We start from the raw sequence: 25,745 nt of genomic DNA on the forward strand, positions 1-25,745 counted from the left end.
GTCGTCACTCTGCGGCGCGCCTCGACGCCACGATTCCTCCGGATCAGCCGCTATGTCTTTTCTCGATGACGTCCAGAAGTGCGGGATGCAGCGCGGTGTTCCAGCCCGCGCCCGCGTCGGCCAGCCGCCAGGTCCGCAACCACATCTCCACCAGGTACGCGTCGGCGACCAGCCGGCGCTGTGCCGCGCCGAGACCGAGTCGCTCGCCGTACCGGTCCAGGTTCGCGTCGACGGCCGACGCCGCGACAGCGGCCGACTCGCCCCGCAGCACCAGTGCCCGCTGGAACGCGTCGTGCGCCAGGTCGAACCCGAGGGGCACGTCCGCGCCGCTGTGCTCCCAGTCCCAGGCGACCAACCGGCCGTCGTGCCGGCCCAGGTTCCACGGCACCCAGTCGCCGTGCCAGTGACCGAACTCGACGCCTGTGTCGCCGTGCCGACCAGCCAGCGCGGCGACCGCGACGACCGCCCGCGCACCGGACTCCTCGGCCGCGGCGGCCCGGTCGGCCTGTCCGGCCAGGCGGGTCAGGAAGGTCGACCCGGCCAGCGCCCGGGGTGCACCCGGCGGGCCGCCACGTCGGGCGACCGCGAGCAGCGCCGCGATCCGCGGCGGGTCGTCGACCGGCACACCGCGTACCGCCGGTGGCAGCGGCTCGATCACCGCGACCACCTGGCCCGCCCACGTCGTCTCGGTGAGCAGTCTCGGCGGCGTCGGGTGATCGGCGACGCCGGCCACCGCGGCCAACGCCCGCAGCGCCGCCGCCTCGGCGGTGACCAGCGCGCGGGTCGCGTCGTTCCAGCCGATCTTCGCGTAGCCGCGCGGACGACCGTCGGCGCTGAAGAGTTGCAGGGTGGGCTTGACGTTCGGGTCGGGTGGTCGGACCCCGCACGCGGCCAGCAGCGGCGTGCCGCCCAGCTCGGCCGCGAGTCGCTCGGTCAGCAGCAGATCCGCGGCCACCGCCCCGGCGGGCACCGAGACGGTCAACGTCGGGAAGGGCGCGAGCCCCACCGCACCGAACCGGGCCAGTCCGCCGAGCACCGCCCGCACCGCGCGCACCTTCGGTGGTCGCAGGGCGTTGTACGCCAGCAGTGACGCCGCCCCGGCCGCAGGCGCGCCCAGCGGCACCAGGAACCGGGCCCGGGCGACCGACGGCACCACCGCGTACCGGGCCACCGCCCGGTGACCCGCCGGTGCGGCGCCGCCCACGGTCAGGTTGACCCGCTCGTCCGGGAAGACCGCGCGGCTCACCCAGCCCAGACCGTCCACCCGGGAGCGCGGGTCCGTGGCCGGGCCCACCCGTGTCGTCACGCCGGCCGGTCCGCCCAGTCGAGGTCCAGCCCGAGCCGCTGGCGCAGCGCGTCGTTGTGCGGGCGGTAGTAGTCGGTCAGCTCGGCGCGTACCGCGGGCTCCAGCGGCGCCGAGCGCCGGTCGTTGAAGACCTTGAAGTGCGGCAGGTCGTGCGCCGGCAGGCCGAGGAAGTCGAGGGTGCGCCGGTAGGTCGCCCGGGAGTCACGGTAGAGGTCCTCGCTGGGCAGGAAGAGGATCTGCTGCCTGTCGAAACGCTCCAACCACGGCTCCAGGTGCTCCAGGTAGCGCCCCCGCGCCCGGTACGTGTACCAGTCGTACGCCTCGCTGAACGACTCCGGCTCGGCGATCAGCCGCTCCCGCTCCCCCGCCGTCCGCTCCGACTCGGCGGCCAGCGCGGCGGCGAAGTCCAACGGCTCGATGCCGTGCGTGCGGCGCTCCTTCCAGTGCGAGTACGCCCGCTCCACCGGGTCCCGCAGGAGCACGATCAGTTTCACGCCCGGCAGCAGCGCGGCGACGCGCTGCGCGGCGAGTGGGTGGAACATGTACAGCGGCGCGGCCTCGCCGACCCGGACCGGCCCGCCGTGCCGCTTCGACAGGGCGTCGCGGTGGCGCTGGGTCGGGAAGTGCGAGCGGTACCACGCCTCGCCGCGCCCCCAGTGCTCCTCGAAGTAGTGCGCCGACTTGGTGTTCCACGCCGGGAAGAGGCGGGGCACCAGCGGGTGCTGGATGAGGTAGTTCCACAGGGAGGTGGTGCCACCCCGTTTCGTGCCGATGATCAGGAAGTCCGGCAGGGGCCGCCGGTCACTCGTGCGGACCCCGTAGTCCACCAGGGACTCCTTCACCCGGACGGTCACCTGGGTCGGGACCAACTGCTTGACCCGGTCACGGATGGACGCCACGACGGACCTCACCTGCCTCTCGTCGATGCCGTGCCGGGGTCGGCGGCCGTGGCCGCGGTCTCCCGTCCACGGACCTGCCTCATGGTCTCCCGGACACCGGCGCGCACCCGGGGCAACGTCAACATGCCGACGCAGCCGGCGAGCAGCACACCCAGTGCCACCGCCAGGCCGGGCAGGCCGCGCCCGCCCGCCAGCACACCGGCGCCGGCCGCCAGGCCCACCGCGGCGACCGTGGCCGCCGCGGCACGCACCGTCGCGCCGTCGAACAGCGGCTCCCGGACCACCGACCGGGCGAACCCGGCGGCGGTGAGGTTCTCGGTGGCGATGCCCGCGGCCCAGGCCACCGCCGCTCCCGTGGCGCCGTGCCGGGGAATCAGCCAGAGGCCCAGCGAGACGGTCACGGTCAACCCGGCCAGGGTGGCCACCAGATGCAGCCCGCTGCGCCCACCCATCAGCAGCAGGCTCTGCACGTTGCCCACCCCGGTGTTGACGAGCATCGCCAGCGCGAGCACGGTCATCGCCGGCACACCGGCGGTGAACTCCGGCCCGAACAACTGCAGGAAGGCCAACGCGAAGACCGCCAGCAGCAGGTACACCGGCCAGGACAGCACCAACCCCCAGATGGTCAACTGCCGGTGCACGGCCGCCGCCGCGGCCCGCTCGCCGCGCCCGAGCAGCCGGGACAACTGCGGTGACACCGCCACCCGCAACCCCTGCATGGCGAGCTGGCCGGCCAGGACGTACCGGCCGACCGCGCCGAACACGCCGGCGTCCGTCGGCCCGGCCAGCACGGAGGTGAGCAGCACACCCACCCACATGCTGCCCGCGTCGATGGCCGCCGACGCGGCCCGGGGCAGCGCGAAACGCCAGAACGTCGACCAGTCGCCGCCTGTCGGTCGCAGCGCCGCGCCCCGGCCCAGCCCGAGCGGGCCGGCCACGAGGGTGAGGCACACCAGCAGCGCCACCGCCGCCGGCACCAACCAGCCGGTCATGCCGGCGACCAGGCCACCGCCGGCCAGCGCGGCGGCACCGACCAGCAGCGGCCGGGCGACCGGCAACAGCAGGAACTGCACCCCGACGTACGCCCGGATGGACCGCACGCAGCGCAACGCGGCCAGCAGGAGGGTCATGGCGACCACCACCGGCACCGCGGCGAACGTGATGGTGAGCAGCGCGTGGCCGCTCGTACCGGAGCCACGCAGCAGCCGGGGCGCGAGCGCGTCGGCGGCCAGCACACCGACGCCGGCGACCAGGAGCCCGGCCAGCAGCGGCGGGATCAGCGCCACCGGAAGCACCCGGGCCGCGTCGCCGCGCACGCCGACGCTGCGCCGGGGCAGCGACCACATCAGGCCGGTCTCCGCGCCGAGCGTGCAGATCGCGGTGGCCACGGTGACCACCCCGATCGCCGCGAAGAACGCGCCCGCGCCGGCCGTGCCGTACGACCGGGTGATCACCACGGCCAGCACGAAACCGAACAGGCCGCTGGTGGCCGCGCCGAGCAGCCCGGCCACGCCGCTGCGCGCGCTGCGTCGGGTCTCGGTCGAGCCCGCGTCGGCGATGACGGCCGGGTGGTGGGCACCGGCGGGCGCCGGCGTCGGGTGCTCCGGGCCGGTCGGCGGTCGGGTCGCGGCGGTCACGCCGGCACCACCGCGGCCGGCGCGGCGGGCGGCGACCACCCGGGCGCCCGGGGCGACCCGGTCCACCGCTCCCGTTCGGTGAGCGCCATCGCGAAGCCCACCGCGAAGAACGCGACAGCCAGATTCTGGTTCGCCATGCCGTAGAACGGGACCTGCACCAGGCAGACCACCGGCACCACCGACAGCCACTGCCCGGCCGCCGACGTCGCCCGCGCGCAGATCACCGCGGCGGCGACGAACCAGGCGAGGAAACAGACGAGCGCGGGTACGCCGTGACTGAACAGCACCATCCAGAGCTGCCCCTGGGTGCCGATCGGCGCGTCCGCCGACACGGTGTCGACGTTCACCGGCGCGCCGTAGCCCAACCACGGTGACTCCTGCACCCGGCGGATCACCTCGGTGTAGAGCGAGAGCCGGTCGGTGTTGGTGTCGCTGGATTCGACCCGGTTGTTGATCAACTCGGTGATCGGAATGAACAGTGTGGCCAACCCGCCGATCACCACCACGCCCACGATGGACGCGGCCACCCGGATGTTGCCGCGGAGGCTGGCCCGCACCCCGAGCACCGCGAGCCCGGCGCCGAGGCTGAGGAACATCGCCCGGTTGAGGGTGAGGAACGCCGGAGCGAGCGACAGCGGCAACGACGCGAGGAGCGCCCAGCGCAGGACACCCCGCCGACGCAGCATCGTGAAGGCCACCACGCAGGGCAACGTCATGGCGTACGCGCTGCCGTAGTTGTTCGTGTACGCGAACGGGGCGGCCGGCCGGTAGATCGGGTTGAGCGACCGGGTGCTGTATTCCGCGGTGGTCAGGTGCACCATGTCCTGGATGAAGGGGGTGCCGGCCACCCCGCCGGGCAGCAGCACCTCCATCGGGGTGGCCATGGCCAGCCGGGGCACCAGCACCCCGAGCCAGCCGAGCGCCACCAGCGCGAACCAGAACGCGCAGAGCGGGCTGAGCACCGCCACCAGGCTCGCGCGTTCCCGGGCGGCGACGTAGACGTAGACACCGACCACGAGCGCGGTCAGGTAGAACGCCAGGCGCAGGGCGAACGTCAGCAGCGAGGCGGGCGACGGCAGCTGGGTGGCGCTGACCACCACGATGGCGAGGAACAGCAACCAGATCCCGGCCGCCGGCGGCAGTGGCACCCGACCCCGGGTGAGCAGCAACGCGAACAGCAACCCACCCAGCAGCGGCCAGCCGAGGTAGAACGCACCGAACAGCCACCAGAGCGGCACCAGGCCGAACATCAGCGACAGCGGCCAGAGCGGCAGCCGGGGCGGCAGCGACGGCGGCGGCACCGGCGCGACGGCGGCGGTAGCGCCTCCGGGCGGCGGATCGGTCGCCGGGGCGCGGGTGACCGACACGCTCAGGCCCGGCCGTTACGGGTGAGCACGAAGCCCAGCGGGGTGACCCCGGCGGCGCGCAGCCGTTCCACCAGGCGTCGCAGGTCGCTCTGCCGGGTGCGGTCCCGCTCCACGACCACCACGGCGCTGCCCTGCCGGGCGACGGCGACGCCGCGCTCGTCGGACTCCGCGGGCGGGGCGTTGAACAGCACCAGGCCGTGGTCGGCGCCCTGTCGCCAGGTGCCGAACCGGACGCTGCCCACACCGACGCTCACCTCGTCCGGGTCGACGACCCGACCGTTCTCCGGGCGGGCGGACGACACCCGGGGCAGCGTCAGCGTGGCGTCCGCGTCGGTGGACGGGCGGGCGCCGGTCGGATGCGGGGAGGGTCGGCGGGGGGTCGCGGCCTCACCGGCGCCGGCGGGCGGAGGGCTGCCGGCCGGGCGGGGCTTCGGCACCAGCGGCCGGGACGGGTCGATGGGCAGCCGTCCCCGGTCGGCGAGCACCGTGGCGCGCAGCAGTTCGGTGCGCCCGCTGTCGTCGGCGACGAAGACGTCGCGGCCGTCGGCGGCGAGCGCCACCGCGAGCCCGGCGGTGAGCGCGGAGGCGTCCTCCCGGGCGCTGACCAGCGCCACCCGGGCGGGTGGACGGACCCGCTCGGCGACCGCCATCGCCACGTACCGGACGTCGGCGTCGACCGCTCGGGGGCTGCCCCGGAACGCCGGCCGCCGCACGGTGCCGAGCAGCGGCAGGCCGGTGGCGTCCCGGCCGTCGGCGACCGAGCGGACCCGCCGGTCGGCCGACTCCCAGGCGTACGCGAGCACGATGCCGATGAGCGCCCCACCGAGCAGGCCGGCGACCAGGTAGAGCGGCCGGTGCCCGGCGGAGGCGACAAGCGACTTCTCGGCGGTCTGGGTCACCCAGCCGGGGTTGACGTCGACCGCGGCGATCTCGGTACGCGCGGAGTTGAGCTGGGTGAGCTGGTTGTTGATCCCGGCCAACTCGGCGACCACCGCGTTGCCGGCGGCGGGATCTTTCGTGGCACTGGCCCGCTTCTGCAGCGCGGCCTGCTGGGCGGCGACCTTGGTGATGCTGACGTCGTAGGAGCGCAGCATCTCGGCGCGCTGCTGCTCGTACATGGTGCGTCGCACGTCCAGGTAGGTCTGGGCGGCCAGGTTGGCGCCCTGCACCGCCCGCTGCGCCTCGCCCGCCTGGTAGCTGAAGCGCAGGATCTGCCCACCGGTGGGCACCTCGACCTCGAGCGCGCCGCGGATGTCGCGCGGGTGTCCGCCGGCCGCGTCGGCGAGCCGCTGCACCACCTCGGTGCCGGTGGCGATGCCGCTCTCCACGTTCATGTTGACCGCCCGGTCGGCACCCGCGCCGCTGGGGGTGAACGCGTCGGTCACCACCGGCCGGACCGCCACCACCGCGTTCGCGGTCAGCGCCGCCGGCACCAGCAGCACGTAGCCGAGCGCGGCGAGCAGACCGACCAGGGCCGCCGCGCCGACCAGCCGCAACCGGTGCATCGGCACCCGCAGCAGGTCGGTCAGCGTCACCGCGCCGGGGGTCGCGGCGGACGGGCCGTCCGTGGTCCAGGAGCCGGAAGTCGCATCAGTCATGGAACTTCTTCACCGTCTGTTGAGGATTGCCGACGACCACGACGCCAGGAGGGACGTCCGTGCGGACCACCGTCGCCGCGCCCACGACGCTGTCCCGGCCCACCCGGACGCCCTTCATCACCAGGGCGTGCGCGCCGACCCACACGTTGTCCTCGAGGACGATCGGGGCGCGGGTGGCCGGGCCGGGCGGGGCGTGCCGTTGCGCGGGCGGCAGGTTGTGGAAGTCGTTGTCGAGCAACTCGCAGTCCGACAGGAGGCACCGGTCTCCCACGGTGACCGATGTCCAGGTGCCGATCCAGGTGGCGTTGAGCAGACAGTCGGCGCCGACGCGCACCTCACCGGGACCCGCGAAGCGGACCAGCTTGTTGATCCGGGTGCGGTCCCCGATTGTCACCCGCACACCTCGGCGCAGCCGGACCCGGCCCCGGATCTCCACGTCCCGGCCGAGCGTCAACCGCCGGTAGCGGAGCTGGTACCACACGCGTTTGACCGCGAAGAGCAGACGCACCGCGCGTCTCGTACGGATGCCAGCGGCGCCGAGCAACGAGCCTCCCCACGTCACGGGGCCGGTGGCGGTGTGCCCGCCACCGACCCAACGTGAACAATCTACCGACGCTCCGTTACGAACGGTTGACCATTACTGCACGGAGAAAAACGTCGAGGGGGTGGACCAGGACAACTCGGGCGTTGCGGCGCTGATCACGGTCGCCGTGGTGCCATCGACCGCCATGCTCGCCGCAGCCGTCGGGTCGAACGGCACACTGCGCAGGGCGCCGTCGGTGCCACCGTAGACGATCCGACCGCCCACCCAGGCCATGCCACGCACTCCGGACCAGGTCACGCCGGTCGTCGGCAGGGCGAACTCGGTGGCACCGAGATAGTTGCCGTCGATCTCGAAGTAGCGGTAGTAGAGATTGTTGGCCCCGGTACGGGTGTAGTAGAGCCGGCCGTCGAGGAAGAAGGCGCCGGTCAGCACCGCCGGGTTGTACCAGTCGTTGTAGCCGGACGCCTCCCACGACGAGCCGATCGCGCCGCCGTTGAACAGCGAGACGTCGATCCGGCTGCCGGTGGGCGTGCCGGCCACCGTGTGCGACCAGTAGATCCGGTCGCCTACCCGCCACGTCGCGCCGGCCGCCGTGTAGGCGGGCTGGCTGACGGTGGTCGCGGCGCCCAGCGCGGTGCCGTCGAACGGCACCTTCGCCAGCGTGCCCGGGGCGGTGTTCAGGTAGAGGTTGCCGGTGGTGGCCGAGGGCGGGTTCATCGGGGCGAAGGTACGCCCGCCGGCGAGCGGGAACATGCCGAGCCGGCCGTGGTACTCCTCGCCCATCCCGTCGGAGTTGTGTCCGAAGTAGAGCCCGTCCGAGCCGCGCCAGAGCACCGGCACCGCCGAACCCCAACTGCTGGTGCCCGCGGGCATCGAGGCGCTGCCACTGCGACGTGGATTCCAGTTCACCGGCATCCCGGTGGCCGGGGTGACGGCGGCGATACCGAGCCGGTCGACCGCGCCCGGGCCGGCGTTGTCGCTGGCGTTCGGGTTGTTCATCCAGCGGAAGTGCCCGCCCAGATAGATCACGTTGTCCGCCACCTCGACCGAGGTGATGGTGTCGTTGCCGGTGAAGTCGGCCCAGGTGGCGACCAGGCCGCTGCCCCGCGCTGCGGTCTCGAAGCGGACCAGGACGTCGCAGTACGCGGTCGGCCAGCCACCGCCACCGTTGCTGCCGACGACGAACCAGCTGCCGTCCTCGCCGAACTTCACGTCCTGCACGTAGTGCACGAAGGTCGCCGGCGACGCGCAGGGCGAGACGTACTTCTCGGTGCTCCAGTCGAGCAGCGCGGGCGTCGCGGAGACGTCCACGAGCGCGATCTGATTGCGCGCCAGGCCGTTGACGAGCGTGAAGTTGCCGCCGACGACGAGCGTGTTGCCATCCGGTGCGACGTCGAGCGTCCAGACGTACGACGTGGTGCCGTGCCGTCCCACGGTGGCGTCGATGACGAAGCTCGGGTCGATCGCTCCGGTGGTCGCGTTGAGCCGGCCGATACCGACGTGCGCGGTGCCGTTGAGCCAGTTGAACGCGCCGGCCACGTACAGCCAGTTGCCGTGCAGCGCCAGGTCGCGGACCGTGCCGCCGTCGGAGCGCCCGACCCAGCTGTCGACGATCGCGCCGGTGGCCGGGTTGAGCGCGACCAGGTTCTTCCGGGAGACCCCGTTGACGTTCTTGAAGGAGCCGCCGACGATCAGCGTGCCGCCGGGACCGGCGACGAGCGTGTTGACCGCGCCGTCGAGCACCGGCAGGAAGGTGGTGGACATGGTGCCGGTGAGTCGGTCGTACGCGAAGAGGTAGCGCTGGGTGACCCACGCGGCGCCGGCGGTCTGCCGCAGTTGGGTGAAGCTGCCGCCGACGAAGACCGTGTTGCCCACCTGCGCGAAGGCGCGGGTCTCACCGTCTCGGGCGTGCGGCGTCACATCGGCGGGGTTGGCCGACACCAGGGTGGCCGTCTCGGGGACCGGCACCACCGCGGCCGACACGGTGGTGGGTACGCCGAGAACCGCGGCGACGATCGCCAACGCGACCATCCCCGCCCTGCTCCGACGTTGTCCTGCGAAACGCCACAAGTGCGAGAGTCTAGGCACGCTGCGCCTCCAAGGTGGATGAGAACCCGGGGTAGCGTGCCTCGTCCAGCTTGGTCAATGAAATCCGCCGATTGGGCGGTGCATGAATCTGCTAGCCGACAGAACGCCGGAGGGTCGGATGTCCGACCTCCGGTGCGCGGCGTCCTGTCAGTGGCCGAAGACGGTCGTCAGCGGCTCCCTCCGGTGGGCTGCCGCAGGTACGGATCCTGCCCGGCCTTCGCGAAACCGGCCACCGCCGCGGCGTCGTGGTTCATCGTCATGTCGCAGGTCGCCGTGCGGCTGGTCATGCCCGGCGAGTTGAAGTAGATGGCGGCCTTGATCTTCGGGTGCGCTTTCAGCGCGGCCGGGAAGTCCTGGAACCAGCGCTGCTTGGCGCCCAGGTCGGCGGAGTTGAAGTTGGTGCCGAACTCGGCGAGCATCCGGGGCTTGCCGGCGCCGATGCCGTTGGCGTCCAACCAGTCGTAGAAGCCGCCCACTGTCGTGCTCGGGCTCTTCCACACCGTGCTGCCGTTGCAGACGTGGAAGTTGTACGGGTCGTAGCCGACCCAGTCGACGTACCGGTCGCCGGGGTACAGGCCGGCGTACCGGGAGTGGTGCCCGGACCAGCCCATCATCGTCCAGACCCAGACCGCGTTCGTCGCGCCGGCCTTGGCGAACCGCTCGTGGACGTAGCGCCAGGCACGGACGAAGTCGGCGTCGCTGCCCTTGTTCGGCTCGTCCTCCGGCTCGTGGTCGAAGCCCATGAACACCGGTACGCCAGCCGCGCGGATGCGGCCCGCGACCGCGTCGATCGTGGCGTCCTGCCGGCCACTGTAGATCTCCGACCACTTCATCGTGGTGCCGGCGGAGAAGTCACGGGACTCCCAGGCGAAGAACATCAACCGGCCCTCGCGCATCTGCTGCGTCTCGTACGCGTCCGGGAAGGCGCCGTTGCTGCCGGCGTTGGAGAAGTCGTGGTAGCGGTGCACGATGTCGAACTTGCGCCCGACCTGCGACTCCACGTCGGTGACGGCCTTACCGTGGTCCCAGCCGCCGGATGCACCGGCCGGCGAGTACATGCCCCACCAGGCGCCGCAGGACGGAACGAGCTTGTCCGACACGGAACCACACCGGCCGTCCGGGAGGGTGCCGCTCGGGCTCGGCGTCGCGGTCCGGCTCGGCGCGATGGTGGCCGACGGCTTCGGCGCGGCGGTGGTCGGCGCGGCGCTCGGCGACGCGCTCGGCGGCGGCGCGGGCCGGGTGGTCGTCACCGACGACGGCCGGGTGCCGATGTCGTAGCTGATCACCAGGCTGGGACGCAGGTCCGCGTTGCGGTTCTCGACCGACGCCCAGTAGACCCGGCTCTCCAGGCCCGTCTGGGCCAGGGCGACAGTCCAGGTGCCGTTACCGGTGACCAGCTTGGAGATGTCCCACTCGTTGAAGCCCTTGGCCACACCTGACACGCTGTCCAGCACGGCACCGGCCGTCGCCAGCGGCGGCCGCGATTCACGGGCGCTCAGCGGTGAGGCGTGCGCCGTCACCGTGGCGGGGAACTGCTGCCAGGCGTGCATCCGCAGCGTCGCCCGGACGTTGACCGCGGCGGCCGGCACGGTGGTCACCGCGAACTCGACGACCGCCTCGCGGCCACCACGCGGATTGCCGTCGCAGCGCGTCGCGCAGGTCGCCAGCGTCGTCTTGGTCGCGTTGTCGCCGTCCTGCGACACCGCGGTCGCGGTGGTGTCGGCCACCGCCCGGATCGACAGGTCGTCGCTGGCCAACAGCGGCATCATGGTCGCCACGACGCCGGCCACCACCGATCCGCCGACCACGCCGATGGCGATCGCCTTGCGCCGGGGTGCGGAGCGGAACCGGGTGATGCGGTGCAGTCCGTGCCTGGTCAAGGAAACTCCCTGTGTCTGCGTCCGTAACGGTGAGCAGCGTATCCATGACCAGGACGCATCGCGGGAACGACAGTTTCCCGTAAGCGCGTCTTAACCGTCAGCTAAAGAAGGCCGCCTCTGGTCGCCTGTCGTACCGCTTCCCGCATCGCCGTGACCGGTGCGGCCACGCCGGTGAACTGCTCGAACTGCCCGACCGCCTGAGCCAGCAGAAGGTCCAGACCGGACACCACCCGCCGGCCGGCCGCGACGGCGGAGGCGGCCAGCGGCGTGGGCCACGGGTCGTAGAGCGCGTCGAAGAACACCGCCCCCGGCCGCCAGGTGACCGCGTCGGCCAACGGGTCGGCGACTCCCTTCGGCACGGTGGAGACAGCCACGTCAGCGGCAGCGAGATGCTGGTGCGCGGCGGCCCAGTCGGCGGGGATCAGCGCGACACCCAGCGCGTCCGCCACCGGCCGCAGCTCGTCGACCGCGGCCGCCCGCCGGGCCACCACCGTGACCGGGGAGCAGCCCAACCGCGCGGCGGCGGCCAGCGCGGCACGGGCCGTGCCACCGGCGCCGAGCACCGTCACGGCGGCACCGGCGCCCACCCCGGCGTCGGTGAGCACCCGCACCATGCCGGCGACGTCGGTGTTGTCCGCGTACCAGGAGCCGTCGGGGCGGCGTACCAGCGTGTTGGCCGCGCCGACGGCGACGGCGACCGGCGACGCGGCGTCGGCCACGGCGAGCGCCGCCTCCTTGCCCGGCATGGTCACCGACAGGCCCGCCCACTCCGGCCCCAGGCCGGCGACCAGGTCCGGCAGCTCCGCGGCCGCGCACTCGATCCGGGTGTACGACCACCCGGTCAGCCCGGCCGCGGCGTAACCGGCGTTGTGGATCACCGGGGAGAGGGAGTGCGCGATCGGCTTGCCGAGCACGGCGGCCCTACGGGTCGACACGACCACCGCCGGTTGTCGTCACTGCCCTGTCCTCCCGAGTGTGCCGGATGGGATGCCGTCAGATGATGCCGGCTTCCCGGGCCTTGGCCTCGTTGCGCTGGTGCTGCTCGTACGTCTCGGCGAACTCGGAGTGGCCCTGCTTGTCGATGGCCACGAAGTAGAGCCACTTGCCCGTCGGCGGGTCCATCGCCCCTTCCAGGGCCTGCTTGCCGGGGCTGTTGATCGGGGTCGGGATCAGGCCGCGCAGCTTGCGGTTGTACGGGTTTTTCTGGTCGTCCATCTCGGCCGCCGTCATCTGCTTGGACGACTTGGTCGGCTTGCCGATCGACTCCAGGTAGTAGTTGACCGTGACGTCCATCTCCAGGCAGTTGCAGAAGAACTCGCCGTACACCCGGTTGTAGGCCACCCGGGCGACCTTGCCGAGGTCGTCGGCGTTGCCCGCCTCGGCCTGGGCCAGCGACGCCACGATCAACGCCTCGTACGGGCTGACGCCGCCCCGCTCCTTCTGCACCGTGTCGGCGAACTTCATCTCACCGGTCACCGAGAGGAAGCGATTCACCATCAGCTTCAGGATGCTCTGCGCGGTGGACTTGGGCGGGATCTCGTACGTGTCCGGGTAGAGGAAGCCCTCGACGGACTTGCCGACCTTCTTGCCGTCGCTGCGCGTGAACCACCAGTCCGGAACGCCGAGCGCCTCCGGGTCCTTCGCGGCGGTCTGGAAGTCCTTCACCGGGATCTTGGTCTTCTCGGAGAGCAGCTTGTAGATGTTGAAGCTGGTGCGACCCTCGGGGATCGTCAACCCGTTGACGATCTTGTTCTTCAGGTCGAGCATCGCGGTGACGGCGCTCGTGCCGCTCATCTGCTTGCGCAGCTTGTACGTGCCCGGCTGGATGTTCTTGCTGCGCGAGTTGGCCTCGGCCGCCTCGATGAACGCCTTCTGGCTCTTCACCACGTCGGCCGCGACGAGGGCGTCGGCCATGTCGGCAATCAGCGCGCCGTTCTTGATGTCGACGGTGACCTCACCGGACCCGGCGCCGTCGTAGTCGGGGGTGACGAAGTAGCTCTGGATGCGGTCGAAGCCGTAGAAAGCGCCGCCACCGATCGCGCCCAACAGGACCAGGGCCATCAGCAGAGCCAGGAACGTCTTGCCCCGGCCACCGCCGGACCCGCCCTTGCCCTTGCCGTTGCGGAAGCTGCGCCGGTGTCGGCCCTTCTCCCCCCGCTCCGCCTCGTCGAACCCCAGGTCCAGATCGTCGATCATTACGTCCGCCTCCGCTGCGCGTCCAGCCAGCTCTGCAGGATCTCCACTGCGGCCGCCTGATCGACAACCGCACGTTGACGTTTACCTCGGACGCCACGCTCGGCAAGCCTACGAGAGGCGACCACCGTCGACATCCTCTCGTCGGTGAGCGTTACCGGGACGGGCGCTATGACATCGACCAGTCGGTCAGCGTACGCCTTCACGTGGACAGCCGCCGGACCATGCTTGCCGGCGAGATTGACCGGAAGGCCGACGACAACGCCGACAGCCTCGTGCTCGGCCACCAGCGCGGCCAACTCGGCGAGATCGCTGGGCACCGCGTCCGGCGCCGCCGTCAGATCACGGGCGAGCGTGACCAGCGGCGTTGCCAAGATCCCGTCCGGATCCGAGCGGGAGACGCCCACCCGCACCTGACCGACGTCCACCCCGATCCGCACACCGCGCGTCAGCTCAGCCACCGACGGTCACCACCGACCGGGTACGAACCAGGGCGGACCGAATGGCCCGCCCTGACTCACAGTAATGAGCTGTCACGCTTCGGTGATCGCCTTCTCGACGGTGAGCAGCAGGTTCGGCGCCTCGGCCGCCGGCAGTCCGCCGCCCTGGGCCAGATCGGGGCTGCCACCGCCGCGCCCGGAGAACGCCGCCTTCACCAGCTCCGACGCGGCCAGACCCCGGCTGCGCGCGGCCGCGTTGACCGCCACCACCAGGGACGCCTTGCCGTTTGACCGGGCCGCCACCGCGACCACCGCCGGCCGCGCCGGGTCGATCTTGCCGCGGATCTCCTGGGCCAGGGTCCGCACGTCGTTGCCGGCCGCGCCCTCCGGCGCCTCGGTGCCCACGTACGCCACCCCGCGCACATCCTTGGCCTGCGCCGCGAGCGCCGACGCCCCGCCCAGCACCAACTGCGCGCGCAGCTTCTCCAGCTCCTTCTCGGCGTCCCGGAGCTGGGTGACGGTCTGCTCCACCCGGTCAGCGACCTGGTCGTTGGGCACCCGGTACAGCTCGGCCAAGCGGGAGACCAGCAGGTGCTCCTTGGCCAGGAAGCCGAAGGCGTCCATGCCGACGAGCGCCTCGACCCGGCGGACACCGGACCCGATCGACGACTCGGAGAGGATCTTCACGAGGCCGAGTTGGGCCGAGCGGGCCACGTGCGTGCCGCCGCACAGCTCCCGGGCGTAGTCGCCCACCTCGACGACCCGCACCTCCTCGCCGTACTTCTCGCCGAAGAGCGCCATCGCGCCGATCCGCCGCGCCTCGTCCAGCGAGGTGATGAAGGCGTGCACCTCCAGGTCGGCCAGGAGCACCTCGTTGACCTGCTGCTCCACGTCCCGCAGGACGGTCGGCGACACCCCGGTCGGCGTGTTGAAGTCGAACCGGAGCCGACCGGGCGCGTTCAGCGACCCCGCCTGCGTGGCCGACTCACCGAGGAAGTTCCGCATGGTCTGGTGCACCAGGTGCGTCGCGGTGTGCGACCGGGAGATCGCCCGCCGCCGGGTCGTGTCGATCTCGGCGTAACCCGCCTCACCGGCGCGCACCTCACCCCGGATCACCCGGGCCCGGTGCACGATCAGGCCGGGCACCGGCTGCTGCACGTCGAGCACCTCGACCTGCCCGCCGCCGACGGTGATCATGCCCTGGTCGGGCTGCTGACCACCGCCCTCGGCGTAGAACGGGGTCGTGTCGAGCACCAGCTCGATGGTGTCGCCCTCGGTCGCCGCCTGCCGCGGCCCGTCGACGCCGAGCAGCGCGCGCACCGTGGACTCCCGGGACACCTCGCTGTAACCCGTGAACGTCACCGGGCCACCCGAGTCCAGCACCGACCGGTACGCCGACAGGTCGGTGTGCCCGGTCTTGCGGGCCTGCGCGTCCGCCTTCGCCCGGGTGCGCTGGTCGGCCATCAGCCGGCGGAAGCCCTCGTCGTCCACCGCGAGGCCCTGCTCCGCGGCGATCTCCAGGGTCAGGTCGATCGGGAAGCCGTACGTGTCGTGCAGCTGGAACGCCTTCGCGCCGGACAGCGCCGAGCCGCCCGCCGTGCGGGTCTCGGCGATCGCGGTGTCCAGGATCGTCGTGCCGGCCCGCAGGGTGGACAGGAACGCCTCCTCCTCCGCGTACGCGTAGTCCGCGATCCGGTCGAAGTCGGTCGCCAGCTCCGGGTACGACGGGGACATGCAGTCCCGCGCCACCGGCAGCAACTCGGGCAGCGCCCGATCCTGCCACCCGAGCAGCCGGATCGACCGGATCGCCCGGCGCATGATCCGGCGCAGCACGTAGCCGCGACCCTCGTTGCTCGGGGTCACGCCGTCGCCGATCAGCATCAGCGCCGTGCGCACGTGATCCGCGATCACCCGCAGCCGGACGTCGTCCGGGTGCGACTCGCTGGCCACGTGCCCGGAGTGCGCGCCGTAGCGCTTACCGGTCAGCTCCGCCGCCCGCGCCAGGATCGGCCGGACCTCGTCGATCTCGTACAGGTTGTCCACACCCTGCAGGATCGAGGCCATCCGCTCCAGGCCCATGCCGGTGTCGATGTTCTTCGCCGGCAGGTCACCCAGGATCGGGTAGTCCTCCTTGGTGGTGCCCGGCCCCCGCTCGAACTGCATGAAGACGAGGTTCCAGTACTCCATGTACCGGTCCTCGTCGACCGCCGGGCCGCCCTCACGGCCGTACTCCGGGCCCCGGTCGTAGAACAGCTCCGACGACGGACCACACGGCCCGGGAATGCCCATCGACCAGAAGTTGTCCGCCTTGCCCCGGCGGACGATCCGGTCGGCGGGCACCCCCACCGACCGCCAGATCTCGTACGCCTCGTCGTCGTCGAGGTAGATCGTCGGCCAGATCCGCTCCGGATCCAGCCCGTAACCACCCTCGGCGATCGGCTTCGTGGACAACTCCCAGGCCAGCGGGATCGCGCCGGCCTTGAAGTAGTCACCGAAGGAGAAGTTGCCGTTCATCTGGAAGAACGTGCCGTGCCGGCTGGTCTTGCCGACCTCGTCGATGTCCGGGGTACGGATGCACTTCTGCACGCTGACCGCCCGCTGGTACGCGGGCGTCTGCTGACCCAGGAAGTACGGGACGAACTGCACCATGCCGGCGTTGACGAACAGCAGGTTCGGGTCGCTGATGGCGGGCAGCGGAGCGGACGGCACCACGGTGTGGCCATTCGCCTCGAAGTGCGCGAGGTACCGCCGCTTGATCTCCGCCGTCTTCATCGCTGGTGTTCCTCCGGAAAGATTTCCCGATCGCCGATCCGCGGGTCTTCCCGCAGGTCGGCGAACTTGTCGTCGAACGCCTCGCCCGAGGCGAACGCGTGGTGGATCTCCTGCTCGCGTTCGGCCATCCCGACCCGGACGTCCTCCACGAAACTACGCAGCGACTCGACGAGCCCGCCAGCGGATTCCGTCAGTGAGCTGGCGATGCCCGCCGGCGTGTACGCCTGCGCGGTCCGGGTCGCCTTGCGGACCACGATCACCCCGACGGCCACGCCGATGCCGAGCCAGAACAAGCGCCTCATGTCCCGCTACCTCCTGGTGCGCCGGTCCGGTCAGCTGTTGCCGCGTCGCGCGGCCCGTCGCTGCTGCTTGATGGTGTCGCGTACCTCGCGCTCGGTCTCGGCGTGCCGGCGGCCGGCGGCGGCCTTGCGCACGCCGTAGCCGAACGCGGCCACCTTGACCAGCGGGTTCGCGGCCGCGGCAGAGACGACGGTGGCCAGGTTGGCGACGTTGGCGGTGACGTTCTGCGCGTGGCTGGTCATGGTGTCGACCTTCGCCAGCTGGAGATTCACGCCGTCGAGCGAGGTCTGCACCTGCTCCAGGGCGGTGTTGACGTTCTTCACCGTGGTGTTCACGTCACCGAGCAGCGGTCCGGTCCGATCGTTGAGATCGTTGATCATCCGGGTGGTGGCGTCCACCGTGTGCCGCAGCCGCAGGATGGGCAACGTCAGGATGAGCACCAGCACCGCGAACGCGCTCGCCGCGATCAGCGCCGCGATCGCCAAAATGTCGCCCACGCCTGTCCTCCTCAAGCAGAGTTCCGCAGGACCCGACGTCCCCGGAACGCACAACCGTGGCACCGTGGCGGCCGCCACGCCGTCAGCGGTCACCGACAGCGGGCGTGCCCGCCAGCCCCAGACCCTACCGTCCGTGATGGAGACCGCCTCACGACGGTGAGGGTGTCAGCTCACCCAGTGGATCCCCGCTGACCGTCGGGAACGGGTCCTCCCCGGTCAGTGACGGGTCGGTGGTCGGCTGCGGCCTGGTCCGCTCGTCGTCGATCGCGTTGCGTACCTTCACCGACACCAACGAACCGGTGCACTCCGTCGCAGCGGCCGACGGGTCGCCGGACGGCACGACCGCCGGCTCACCGTCGACCGGCGGCGGCACGCAGGTCGGCTCGCGTACCCACAGGTCGAGCGTCAACTCGTCGCGACGCCAGCAGGTGTAGCTGCCCTTCGTCTTCTGCTCCGGGCAGCGGCTCACCTTCCACGGCTGCCAGCCGTCCTGGCGCAGCGCGTCCTCGTAGACCTTCGCCGTGTCCTCTGGCGACTTGTCCGAGGTGACGGTGCGCTCCCGCAGCCGGCAGTCGAGCAGGCACCAGCGGCTGCCGCTGACGTCGTCGACGGTCTTGGCGGCGGCCCAGCCGGGCACGTTGAGCTGATCAAGGTTGTCGAAGACCGGGTCACGGCTCAGCGTCCGAATGCCGAAGAAGAGCGGCACCGCACCGAGCAGCACGACGCTGACCAGCACCAGCACCGCCGCGCGGAGGCGACGGCGTTCCCGCAACTGCCGGCGCAACTCGGATCGGGCACCCGGCGCGGCATCGTCGTCGGGCGTGTCCTGGCCGGCCGAGCGCAGCGCGGGCTCACCTGCCGGCCGATCCACCGGGCCGGCCGGGACCGGCACCGCGGCGGCGGCACGGGCCACCCCGACCGGCTCACCGGGGCGACCGGGGGGTGGCACCGGGGCGACGCCGCTCGGGTCGGGGCGGCCGGGCTCCCGGTGCGGCGGCAACGCACGTCCCGCGGCACGGTCGGCGGGTACGGGTCGGCCGGCCGGGGCGCCACCACGCGTCGGGGACCCGGGACCGGCACCCGGCTCACCGTGCGCCCGATCGTCGGCGAGGGGCGGTCGCGCACCGCCGGGCGGGCGGACGGCGGCACGAGCCGGGCCATCCGGCCGCGTACGCGGCGGACCGTCCACGCCCGGTGCGGCGGCGGCCCGAACCGGGCCGTCCCCACCCGGTGGCACGGCGGCCCGAGCTGGACCGTCCGGACGGACGACGTCCCGGGGTGCCGACTCGGCGCCCGGGGCGGGGCGGGGCGCGGGGTCGGCGTCCCGGCGCCCGGCGCCCGGGACCGGTGCGCCACCCGGGACGGGTCGCGCCCGGCCGGGCGGGGTGGAGCGGGCGGCGCCGCGCGCGGGCGCGGGTGCGGCGGGACCGGCGCCGGGCGCGGGTCGTCCACCGGCGTAGGGGGCGTCGCCGCGGTCGTTGGCCGGGCCGGGTCGCCCTGGACCGTCCGGGCCGGGCTCGGCGCCCGGCCGGCGTCGTCGGCCGGTCGGATCCGGCGTGGGAGTCGCGTCCGGGCCGGGCGCGCCCACCGGGCGGGCCCGCCCGCCGGTGCGGTCCGGAACGGACGCCGCAGCGCCCCGGCCACGGGCCGGGCGGTCGCCGGACGCCGACGCAGGGGGCGGAGCCTGCTCACCTGTGGTTCCTGGCGCGTCGGGTCGGGCGGCACGACGACCGGTCGGAGGGTCCGCACCGGGGTCGGCCGGCGGGCCGGCGGGCCGGCGGGCGGCGGTGCGCTCCGCGGCCGGGTCGGGCACGCCGAGGCGACCGGACGCGTGGTCGACGAGGTCACCCGCACCGCCGGCCGGCGCGGGACCGCGACCCGCGGCCGGCGGGGTGCCGCCGCGGCGGTTGACCACGGGCAGGCCGGGGTCGGTGTGCGGCAGGCGGCCGGCCTGGCGCAGCCAGTCGGCGGGCCGTTCGGGGCGGTCCGCCCGGGGTTCGCCGCCGGCCGGCGTCCGACGCTCCGGCTCAGCGGGGACGGCCCGGCGACGACCGGTGCCGTCGGCCGGTCCGATGGTGGGCGTGGCACCGCTGTGCGCGCCGGAGGCCGCCGGCACCGGCGGGGCGTTGCCCGTGCGCGGCACCGCGGGCTCGTCGGGTTCGGCGGCACGGCGGCGGCCGGCGGCCGGACGGGAACGCTCGTCGGGACGACGGTCGGTGGGCTCCGGAGCCCCCGGGTCGACCGGGCCTGGGCGACGCCGCGCGGTACGCGGGTCGCGGTCGATGGCGGGGTCGGGTCGTAGGCCGTCCGCGGCCGGTGGCGCGGCCGGCGCGCCGGCGAGGCGCGCCGTGCCGGCGGCTGGTCCGGCGGCCCGCGCCGGGTCGGGTGCCGCTCCGGCGCGCCGACCGGCCGGTGTTCCCTCGGCCGGTGGCAGTGCACGACCGGGCTCGGTGGGCTCCGGACCAGGTCGGCGACCCGGTGGGCCGGCGTCCGGGCGGCGCAGGGGCGGCATCGCGTCCGGGTGACCGCCGGCCACGGCGGCGTCCGGACGACGGCCCGGCGGAACGGCGGCGTCCGGACGACGACCGGTCGGGGCGCCCGAGGTGGGTGGGCCGGGGGGAGCCGTTGCCGGGCGGGGCCGGGCCGGGCCGCCGGGCGCGTCGGGTGTGGCGCGAGGCGCCGGCGGGCCGGCCGGGTCGCCGCCGACCGGGCGGGCGGCCGGGGGCGCCGGCGGTACGGCGGCACGGGCACCGGGTGCCGGCCGTACGCCGCGACGCGCGGGCTGGCCCGGGCCGGGGGCAGCGGGGCCGGCGGGAGGTGGGCGGTCATCCGGGCGGCGGCCCGCCGGCGGCACGTCCCCCGGCCAGGGGGTGTCGACCGGTCGACGGGCGGCGGCACCCGGGCCGCTCTGGCTCGGGGCAGGCGGCACCGCGGCCGCCGGCGGCACCGGCCCGCGCGCACGGGCCGGCTCGGCCGGCGCTCCCGTCCGCGGCCTGGCGGACTCTACCGGCGCACCCGTCCGCGGCCCGGTGGGTTCGGCCGGCGCACCCGTCCGCGGCCCGGCGGGTTCGGCCGGCGGACCCCCGCGCGGCCCGGCGGGCTCCACCGGCGGACCACCGTGGGGGCGGTGGGGTTCGGCCGGCGCGCCGTCCGGACCCAGTTCACCGCGTTGCTGCTTGGCCGAGCGGAGGTCGTCGATCCAGCCGAACTCCTCGCCGGCGACCGGCTCCTCCGGCTCGGCCTCGGCCGCCCGGCCTCGACCCCACCGGCGCGTCTTGGCGCGGGGATCGCGCCGTTCGTCCGGGCCCTCGTCCGGGCGGTCCCCACCACGCGATCTCACTGTTGACCCTCTCCTGCGGCGTCAGCGCCGCTGTCCTGCGTCGTGCCGGAGGTGCCCGTGCCCGTCGTCGGGCGGCCGTTCTCACCAGGAAGCGCGGACGCGGTCCGCGTCGTTACCGGCGGCTCGGCTGTCGGAGTGTCCGGACGGGTGGCCGGGGCCGGCAGGCCACGCACGATCCGGCGCAGCACCGGCAGCCGGTTGGCCACCGACCGTTCCGCGCCGTGCGGGCTGGGCTGGTAGTAGTCGGTGCCGACCAGGTCGTCCGGCACGTACTGCTGGGTGACCACGCCGCGCTGGTCGTCGTGCGGATAGCGGTAGCCCGTGCCGTGGCCCAGGCCGCGAGCGCCGGCATAGTGCGCGTCGCGCAGCCCGCGCGGCACGGGGCCTCCCCGACCGGCCCGGACGTCGGCGATCGCGGCACCGATGGCGGTGGTGGCCGAGTTGGACTTGGGGGCGGTGGCCAGGTGGATCACCGCCTGGGCCAGGTTGAGCTGCGCCTCGGGCAGCCCCACGTACTCGACGGCGTGGGCGGCGGCGGTGGCGACGCTCAGCGCGCCGGGGTCGGCCATGCCCACGTCCTCGCTGGCGAAGATGACCAGGCGGCGGGCGATGAACCGGGCGTCCTCACCGGCGACCAGCATGCGGGCCAGCCAGTGCACGGCGGCGTCCACGTCCGAGCCGCGCATGCTCTTGATGAAGGCGCTGACCACGTCGTAGTGGGCGTCGCCGTCGCGGTCGTAGCGCACCGCCGCGACGTCGACGGCCTGCTCGGCGGTGGCGAGGTCGATCCGCCCGCCGCCCAGCGCCGTGGCGGAGGCCGCCGCCGCCTCCAGCGCGGTGAGTGCCTTGCGGACGTCACCGGCGGCGAGTCGGACCAGGTGGTCCTCGGCCTCCGGGGCCAGGGTGAGCACGCCGCCCAGGCCACGCTTGTCGGCGACCGCGCGGCGCAGCAGGCCCCGCACCGCCTCGTCGTCGAGCGGTTGCAGGGTGAGCAGCACGCACCGCGACAGCAACGGCGAGATGACCGAGAAGTACGGATTTTCGGTGGTCGCCGCCAGCAACGTGACAGTGCGGTCCTCGACCGCGGCGAGCAGCGAATCCTGCTGGGTCTTGCTGAACCGGTGCACCTCGTCGATGAAGAGCACGGTCTGCGGGCCACCCGAGCGGCGCTGGCGGCGGGCCGCCTCGATCACCGCCCGGACGTCCTTGACGCCGGCGGAGAGCGCCGACATGGCGACGAAGCGCCGGTCGGTCGCCCCGGCCACCAGGTGCGCGATGGTGGTCTTGCCGCTGCCCGGTGGACCCCAGAGGATCACCGACATCGGGGCGCCGCCGGAGACCAGTTGCCGCAGTGGGGCGCCGGGGGCGAGCAGGTGGTCCTGGCCGATCAACTCGTCGAGAGTCACCGGGCGCATCCGGACGGGCAGGGGCGAGTCGTCGGCCACCGCGGTGAAGCCGTCGACACCGGCGGGACCGTCGGGCGCGCTGCGCGACCCGGCGGGTTCACCGAGGGAGAAGAGGGCGTCGGACTCCATCACGAAGACAGTACCGGGCCGGGCCCACGAGGCCAGAATCGCGCCGTGGGCCCGGCCCCGGTGATCGGTTCCGGTCAGCCACGGCCGGGGCGACGGCCCCGGTACCAGCGACCGCCGCCGCCACCGCCGCCACCGCGCGGGCCGCTGCCCACGCCGCCCAGGTAGAGCGCGAGCAGGAACAGACCGAGGAGCACGAGGGTGTTCCAGTTGAACAGGTCGGGTGCGCCGAAGTCGGTGTCGAGCAGATCGATCAGCAGGGCAAAGCCAAAGACGATGGCGGCCAGGATGGCGAGCATGTCGGTCCTCCGGTGGGGGTTCCCAGTAGGTCGGCGCGTGATGTACCCAATCGGTCGACTCGCCAATCTCCACCGTGGATCTGGGGTGTCCACCTCCGGACCGGGTGGACCGCCGCCCGGGTCCGTGCCCTCCTACCGTTGCGCCGACACGGGCACCGCGGTCGGCTCGACGGGCGTCGCGACCCGACGGCCGGCCAGCCAGGCGGGCAGGTAGAGCGGCGCGGCGACGGCGAGCACCACCGCGCCGACCACCATCGCGGTGCTGACGCTGACGGCGGCGGCGATCGCGGTCAGGATCACCCCGCCGAGGGCGAAGCCGGGTTGCGCCATCATCGAGTTCAGCGAGAGAACGCTGGTCCGGTACGGGCCGTCGACCTGCCGGTGCAACAGGCCGCTGTGCAGCGGGTTGGACGCGCCGTGCACGGCGTAGCAGGCCAGGTAGGCCACCAGCACCCCGACCGGCCCGGCGAACAGCCCCATCCCGACCACCGTGACGCCCTGCAGGATGCGCAGCAGCGCCGCTCCCGGAGCAGCCCCGAACCAGCGCAGCAGCAACGGGGTCAGCGCCGCGCCGGCGGCCGAGGCCAGCCAGGCCGCCGAGTTGGCCGGCCCGAGCAGCGCGGCGGCGCGTTCCGGGTCACCGATCACCTCGGCGAGCCGGACCGGCAGCAGCGACTCAAAGGTGACCATGCCGAAGCCCCAGAACAGCTCCACCAGCACCAGCGCCAGCAGCACCCGGGAACGGCGCAGCAGCCCGATCGCCTGGCCGATCATCCGGGGCGCCTGGACCACCGAGGCCCGCAGGGACGCGAACCCGCTGGCCGGTCGCTGCTCGACCAGCAGGACGAGCAGCGCGACAAGCGACACCGCCTGCGCGATGATCGCGGCCAGCACGGGCACGGTGAGCGCGCTGACCCGCCCGATCGAACCCAGTGCGACCAGGCCGCCACTGAGCAGCGCGCCAGCACCGATCGCCCCGCCGCTGACGGTGCCGGCGTAGCCCAGGCCCCGCTCATACTCGGCATCCGGGTCCGCGGCCAGTGTGGCGTCGACGTACCAGGACTCCAACGGCCCACTGTCGAGTGCCCGGTAGATCCCCTGCACCGCATAGACCAGGAAGAACACCCAGAACGAGTCGGCCACCGCGAACAGCGCCAGCGAGACGAGGCTGAGCGCCCCGGCCACGACGAGCACCGGTCGGCGGCCGAGGGCGTCGGCCAGCCCGCCGGTGGGCAGCTCCAGCGCGAGCACCAGCAAACCCTGCGCGCTGAAGACCAGGCCGATCTGCGGCAGCGACAGGCCGCGCTCCTGCATCAGCAGGATCATGACCGGGATGATCAGACCCGTGGGCAACCAGCGCAGACCGTAGAGCGTGAGGTAGCGGAACCGGACCTGGCGTACGGTCAGCGCGCTCACGAGGACACCTCACTTCGCGACTGCGGGGCTCGCAACACCGGCTCACTCCTCGCGCTCACCAGGCCACCGTTCGTTCGCGACTGCGGGGCTCGCAACACCGGCTCACTCCTCGCGCTCACCAGCGATCGTCCAACCGGGGGAAGCCGGCCAGGAACACGTGCACCGGCTTGGCGTCCGACGCCTCGGTGACCGCCTCCTCGCGGTAGCGCATCAGCACCGCCCACAGGTCGGCACTGAGGGCCCGCAGCCGGGTCGGGTCCAGCGGCAGCACCAGGTCGCTCATGCCGGCGGCGTCACGCCAGTCACGGGACTGGTGGTGCTCGACGGCCATCCACCGCTCGGCCAGCTCGGCCATCACCCGTACCTGGTCGCCCTGGATCCACTGCACGGCGGCACGGGCGTCCGGATCGTCGTCGAAGTCGGTGGGCTCGAAGTCGCTGACGTCGTGTGCGGCCTGCCACCATCGCTGCCGGCTGGTGCCCCGGTCGGGGTCCTCGGTCACCAGCCCGACGTCGGCGAGCTGGCGCAGGTGGTAACTCGTGGCACCGGTGTTGGTGCTCAACCGCTCGGCCAACGCGGTCGCGGTCGCCGGGCCGTCGACCCGCAGCGAGCCGAGCAGCCGCATCCGCAGGGGGTGGGCAAGCGTGCGAACCTGTCGGCCGTCCAGATGGACGCGGCGCTGCTCGACCGGCCGGTCGGGTGAAGGACTCTCCATTCCTGCACACTATCTCTGCACAAGTCTTGTGCACAATAGTTGTGCATGACATGTGTGCAAGCCTGCTCAGGGCGCGAGAAGTTCGCGCACTCCCCGCAGTCGCGTGCGCAGCAGGCCGGCGGCGCGGGCGGAATCGAGGCGTACGTCGAGGGGGCGGGACAGGCCGGCGGCGGCCCCGGTGGTGGTTGTCAGCCCGGCCGCGTCCAGACCGAACCGCGTCGCGACCAGCAGGCCCAGGTCGGCGCGGCTGACGGCGTCCGGGCCGGCGACGTTGAGCAGACCCGTGTACGAGGAGGCGACCAACTCCAGCACGGCGTCGGCCAGGTCGGTGACATCGATCGGGCAGCGGGACTCGTCGGTGAACAGCGCCGCCCGGCCGGCGAGCGCGTCCCGGCAGAGCTGGATCTGCTTGCTGCCCTCCCCCAGGATCAGGGAGGTACGCACCAGGGCCGCACCGGGGTCGATCGCCCGCACGGCGGTCTCGGCCGCGGCCTTCGCCGCTCCGTAGGCGTGCACCGGGGTGGGTGGGTCGTCGTCGGCGTACGGCATGGGACGGCCGGCGTGCAGCGCGTCACTCGACACGTGCACCAGTCGGGCGCCCACCTCGGCGGCGGCGACCGCCACGTTCGCGGCGCCGTCGGCGGTGACCGCCCAGTCGTCGTACCGGTAGGGGGTCCCGACCACGGCGTCCGGTCGCACCTGCGCGACAAGCGCGCGCACGGCGGACCGGTCCGTCACGTCCAGCCGCCGCGCGTGCACGCCCGGCACCGCGAGCTCACCGGAGTGGAAGGTCCCGACCACAGCGAGCCCGGCGCGAACGCCCCGCCGACACACCTCGGAACCCAGAAACCCACTGCCCCCGACCACAAGCACCCGCATGCCAGCCCACTCCCCCAGCGATGATCAAGAGGTTTGCGTCATC

At 73.3% G+C, this 25,745-nt stretch carries 20 protein-coding genes; all 20 read right to left on the reverse strand.

The annotated features are described in order from the left end of the window. Nucleotides 1–43: 43 nt before the first annotated feature. The 20 genes from AB0O48_RS10075 to AB0O48_RS10170 all read right to left on the reverse strand — a co-directional run bounded on the left by AB0O48_RS10075 (nucleotide 44) and on the right by AB0O48_RS10170 (nucleotide 25,702). A complete protein-coding gene (locus tag AB0O48_RS10075) occupies nucleotides 44–1,306 on the reverse strand; it encodes a hypothetical protein (protein WP_365064538.1) in 1,263 nt (420 codons plus the stop codon). Beyond that, on the reverse strand, nucleotides 1,303–2,205 hold the full coding sequence (locus AB0O48_RS10080; RefSeq protein WP_357254807.1) for a sulfotransferase domain-containing protein: 903 nt from the start codon (nucleotides 2,203–2,205) through the stop codon (nucleotides 1,303–1,305). Before AB0O48_RS10080 ends, AB0O48_RS10075 begins: the two co-directional genes overlap by 4 nt. Before the next feature lie 8 nt (nucleotides 2,206–2,213). Continuing rightward, a complete protein-coding gene (locus AB0O48_RS10085; RefSeq protein WP_357254937.1) occupies nucleotides 2,214–3,764 on the reverse strand; it encodes a polysaccharide biosynthesis C-terminal domain-containing protein in 1,551 nt (516 codons plus the stop codon). A 74-nt stretch (nucleotides 3,765–3,838) separates the two neighbouring features. Beyond that, the gene (locus tag AB0O48_RS10090) at nucleotides 3,839–5,143 is read right to left on the reverse strand and encodes an O-antigen ligase family protein (RefSeq protein ID WP_365065131.1); all 1,305 of its coding nucleotides are present in this window, start codon (nucleotides 5,141–5,143) and stop codon (nucleotides 3,839–3,841) included. Nucleotides 5,144–5,211: 68 nt separating this feature from the next. Next, a complete protein-coding gene (locus tag AB0O48_RS10095) occupies nucleotides 5,212–6,807 on the reverse strand; it encodes a lipopolysaccharide biosynthesis protein (RefSeq protein WP_365064540.1) in 1,596 nt (531 codons plus the stop codon). Continuing rightward, the gene (locus AB0O48_RS10100) at nucleotides 6,800–7,315 is read right to left on the reverse strand and encodes an acyltransferase (protein WP_357254803.1); all 516 of its coding nucleotides are present in this window, start codon (nucleotides 7,313–7,315) and stop codon (nucleotides 6,800–6,802) included. Before AB0O48_RS10100 ends, AB0O48_RS10095 begins: the two co-directional genes overlap by 8 nt. A 129-nt stretch (nucleotides 7,316–7,444) precedes the next feature. Further along, nucleotides 7,445–9,382 (reverse strand): hypothetical protein, encoded by a 1,938-nt coding sequence (locus AB0O48_RS10105; RefSeq protein ID WP_357569848.1) that lies wholly within the window; start codon nucleotides 9,380–9,382, stop codon nucleotides 7,445–7,447. A 224-nt stretch (nucleotides 9,383–9,606) separates the two neighbouring features. Then, nucleotides 9,607–11,319: a glycosyl hydrolase gene (locus AB0O48_RS10110; protein ID WP_357254800.1), complete on the reverse strand. Its 1,713-nt coding sequence runs from the start codon at nucleotides 11,317–11,319 to the stop codon at nucleotides 9,607–9,609. A 101-nt stretch (nucleotides 11,320–11,420) separates the two neighbouring features. Continuing rightward, the gene (locus tag AB0O48_RS10115) at nucleotides 11,421–12,233 is read right to left on the reverse strand and encodes a shikimate dehydrogenase (RefSeq protein WP_357254934.1); all 813 of its coding nucleotides are present in this window, start codon (nucleotides 12,231–12,233) and stop codon (nucleotides 11,421–11,423) included. A gap of 79 nt (nucleotides 12,234–12,312) precedes the next feature. Beyond that, nucleotides 12,313–13,515: an endolytic transglycosylase MltG gene (gene mltG / locus AB0O48_RS10120; protein WP_357254798.1), complete on the reverse strand. Its 1,203-nt coding sequence runs from the start codon at nucleotides 13,513–13,515 to the stop codon at nucleotides 12,313–12,315. After that, on the reverse strand, nucleotides 13,515–13,973 hold the full coding sequence (gene ruvX / locus AB0O48_RS10125) for a Holliday junction resolvase RuvX (RefSeq protein ID WP_112677948.1): 459 nt from the start codon (nucleotides 13,971–13,973) through the stop codon (nucleotides 13,515–13,517). The genes mltG and ruvX overlap by 1 nt, the downstream gene beginning before the upstream one ends. 72 nt (nucleotides 13,974–14,045) lie before the next feature. Beyond that, complete coding sequence (gene alaS / locus AB0O48_RS10130) at nucleotides 14,046–16,724, reverse strand: alanine--tRNA ligase (RefSeq protein WP_357254796.1); 2,679 nt, start codon at nucleotides 16,722–16,724, stop codon at nucleotides 14,046–14,048. After that, a complete protein-coding gene (locus AB0O48_RS10135) occupies nucleotides 16,721–17,026 on the reverse strand; it encodes a hypothetical protein (protein WP_357254795.1) in 306 nt (101 codons plus the stop codon). The genes alaS and AB0O48_RS10135 overlap by 4 nt, the downstream gene beginning before the upstream one ends. A 30-nt stretch (nucleotides 17,027–17,056) precedes the next feature. Beyond that, nucleotides 17,057–17,521: a DUF948 domain-containing protein gene (locus AB0O48_RS10140; RefSeq protein WP_357254791.1), complete on the reverse strand. Its 465-nt coding sequence runs from the start codon at nucleotides 17,519–17,521 to the stop codon at nucleotides 17,057–17,059. Nucleotides 17,522–17,669: 148 nt separating this feature from the next. Continuing rightward, nucleotides 17,670–18,365, reverse strand: a complete 696-nt coding sequence (locus AB0O48_RS10145) for a hypothetical protein (protein ID WP_357254932.1) — start codon at nucleotides 18,363–18,365, stop codon at nucleotides 17,670–17,672. A gap of 2,492 nt (nucleotides 18,366–20,857) precedes the next feature. Continuing rightward, nucleotides 20,858–22,396, reverse strand: a complete 1,539-nt coding sequence (locus AB0O48_RS10150; RefSeq protein ID WP_357569850.1) for a replication-associated recombination protein A — start codon at nucleotides 22,394–22,396, stop codon at nucleotides 20,858–20,860. A gap of 74 nt (nucleotides 22,397–22,470) precedes the next feature. Beyond that, nucleotides 22,471–22,692 carry a hypothetical protein gene (locus AB0O48_RS10155; protein ID WP_357245222.1) on the reverse strand — a complete coding sequence of 74 codons (222 nt, stop codon included), beginning with the start codon at nucleotides 22,690–22,692 and terminating at the stop codon, nucleotides 22,471–22,473. 132 nt (nucleotides 22,693–22,824) lie between these two features. Then, nucleotides 22,825–24,108 (reverse strand): MFS transporter, encoded by a 1,284-nt coding sequence (locus AB0O48_RS10160; protein ID WP_357569851.1) that lies wholly within the window; start codon nucleotides 24,106–24,108, stop codon nucleotides 22,825–22,827. A gap of 115 nt (nucleotides 24,109–24,223) precedes the next feature. Continuing rightward, entirely contained in the window at nucleotides 24,224–24,823 is a 600-nt protein-coding gene (locus tag AB0O48_RS10165; RefSeq protein WP_357245226.1) for a helix-turn-helix domain-containing protein, read from the reverse strand. Between the two features lie 66 nt (nucleotides 24,824–24,889). Beyond that, nucleotides 24,890–25,702, reverse strand: coding sequence for a sugar nucleotide-binding protein (locus tag AB0O48_RS10170; protein ID WP_357245228.1), 813 nt, complete (start codon nucleotides 25,700–25,702; stop codon nucleotides 24,890–24,892). Nucleotides 25,703–25,745 lie beyond the last annotated feature (43 nt).

Source organism: Micromonospora sp. NPDC085948, assembly GCF_040686315.1.
GTDB lineage: Bacteria > Actinomycetota > Actinomycetes > Mycobacteriales > Micromonosporaceae > Micromonospora.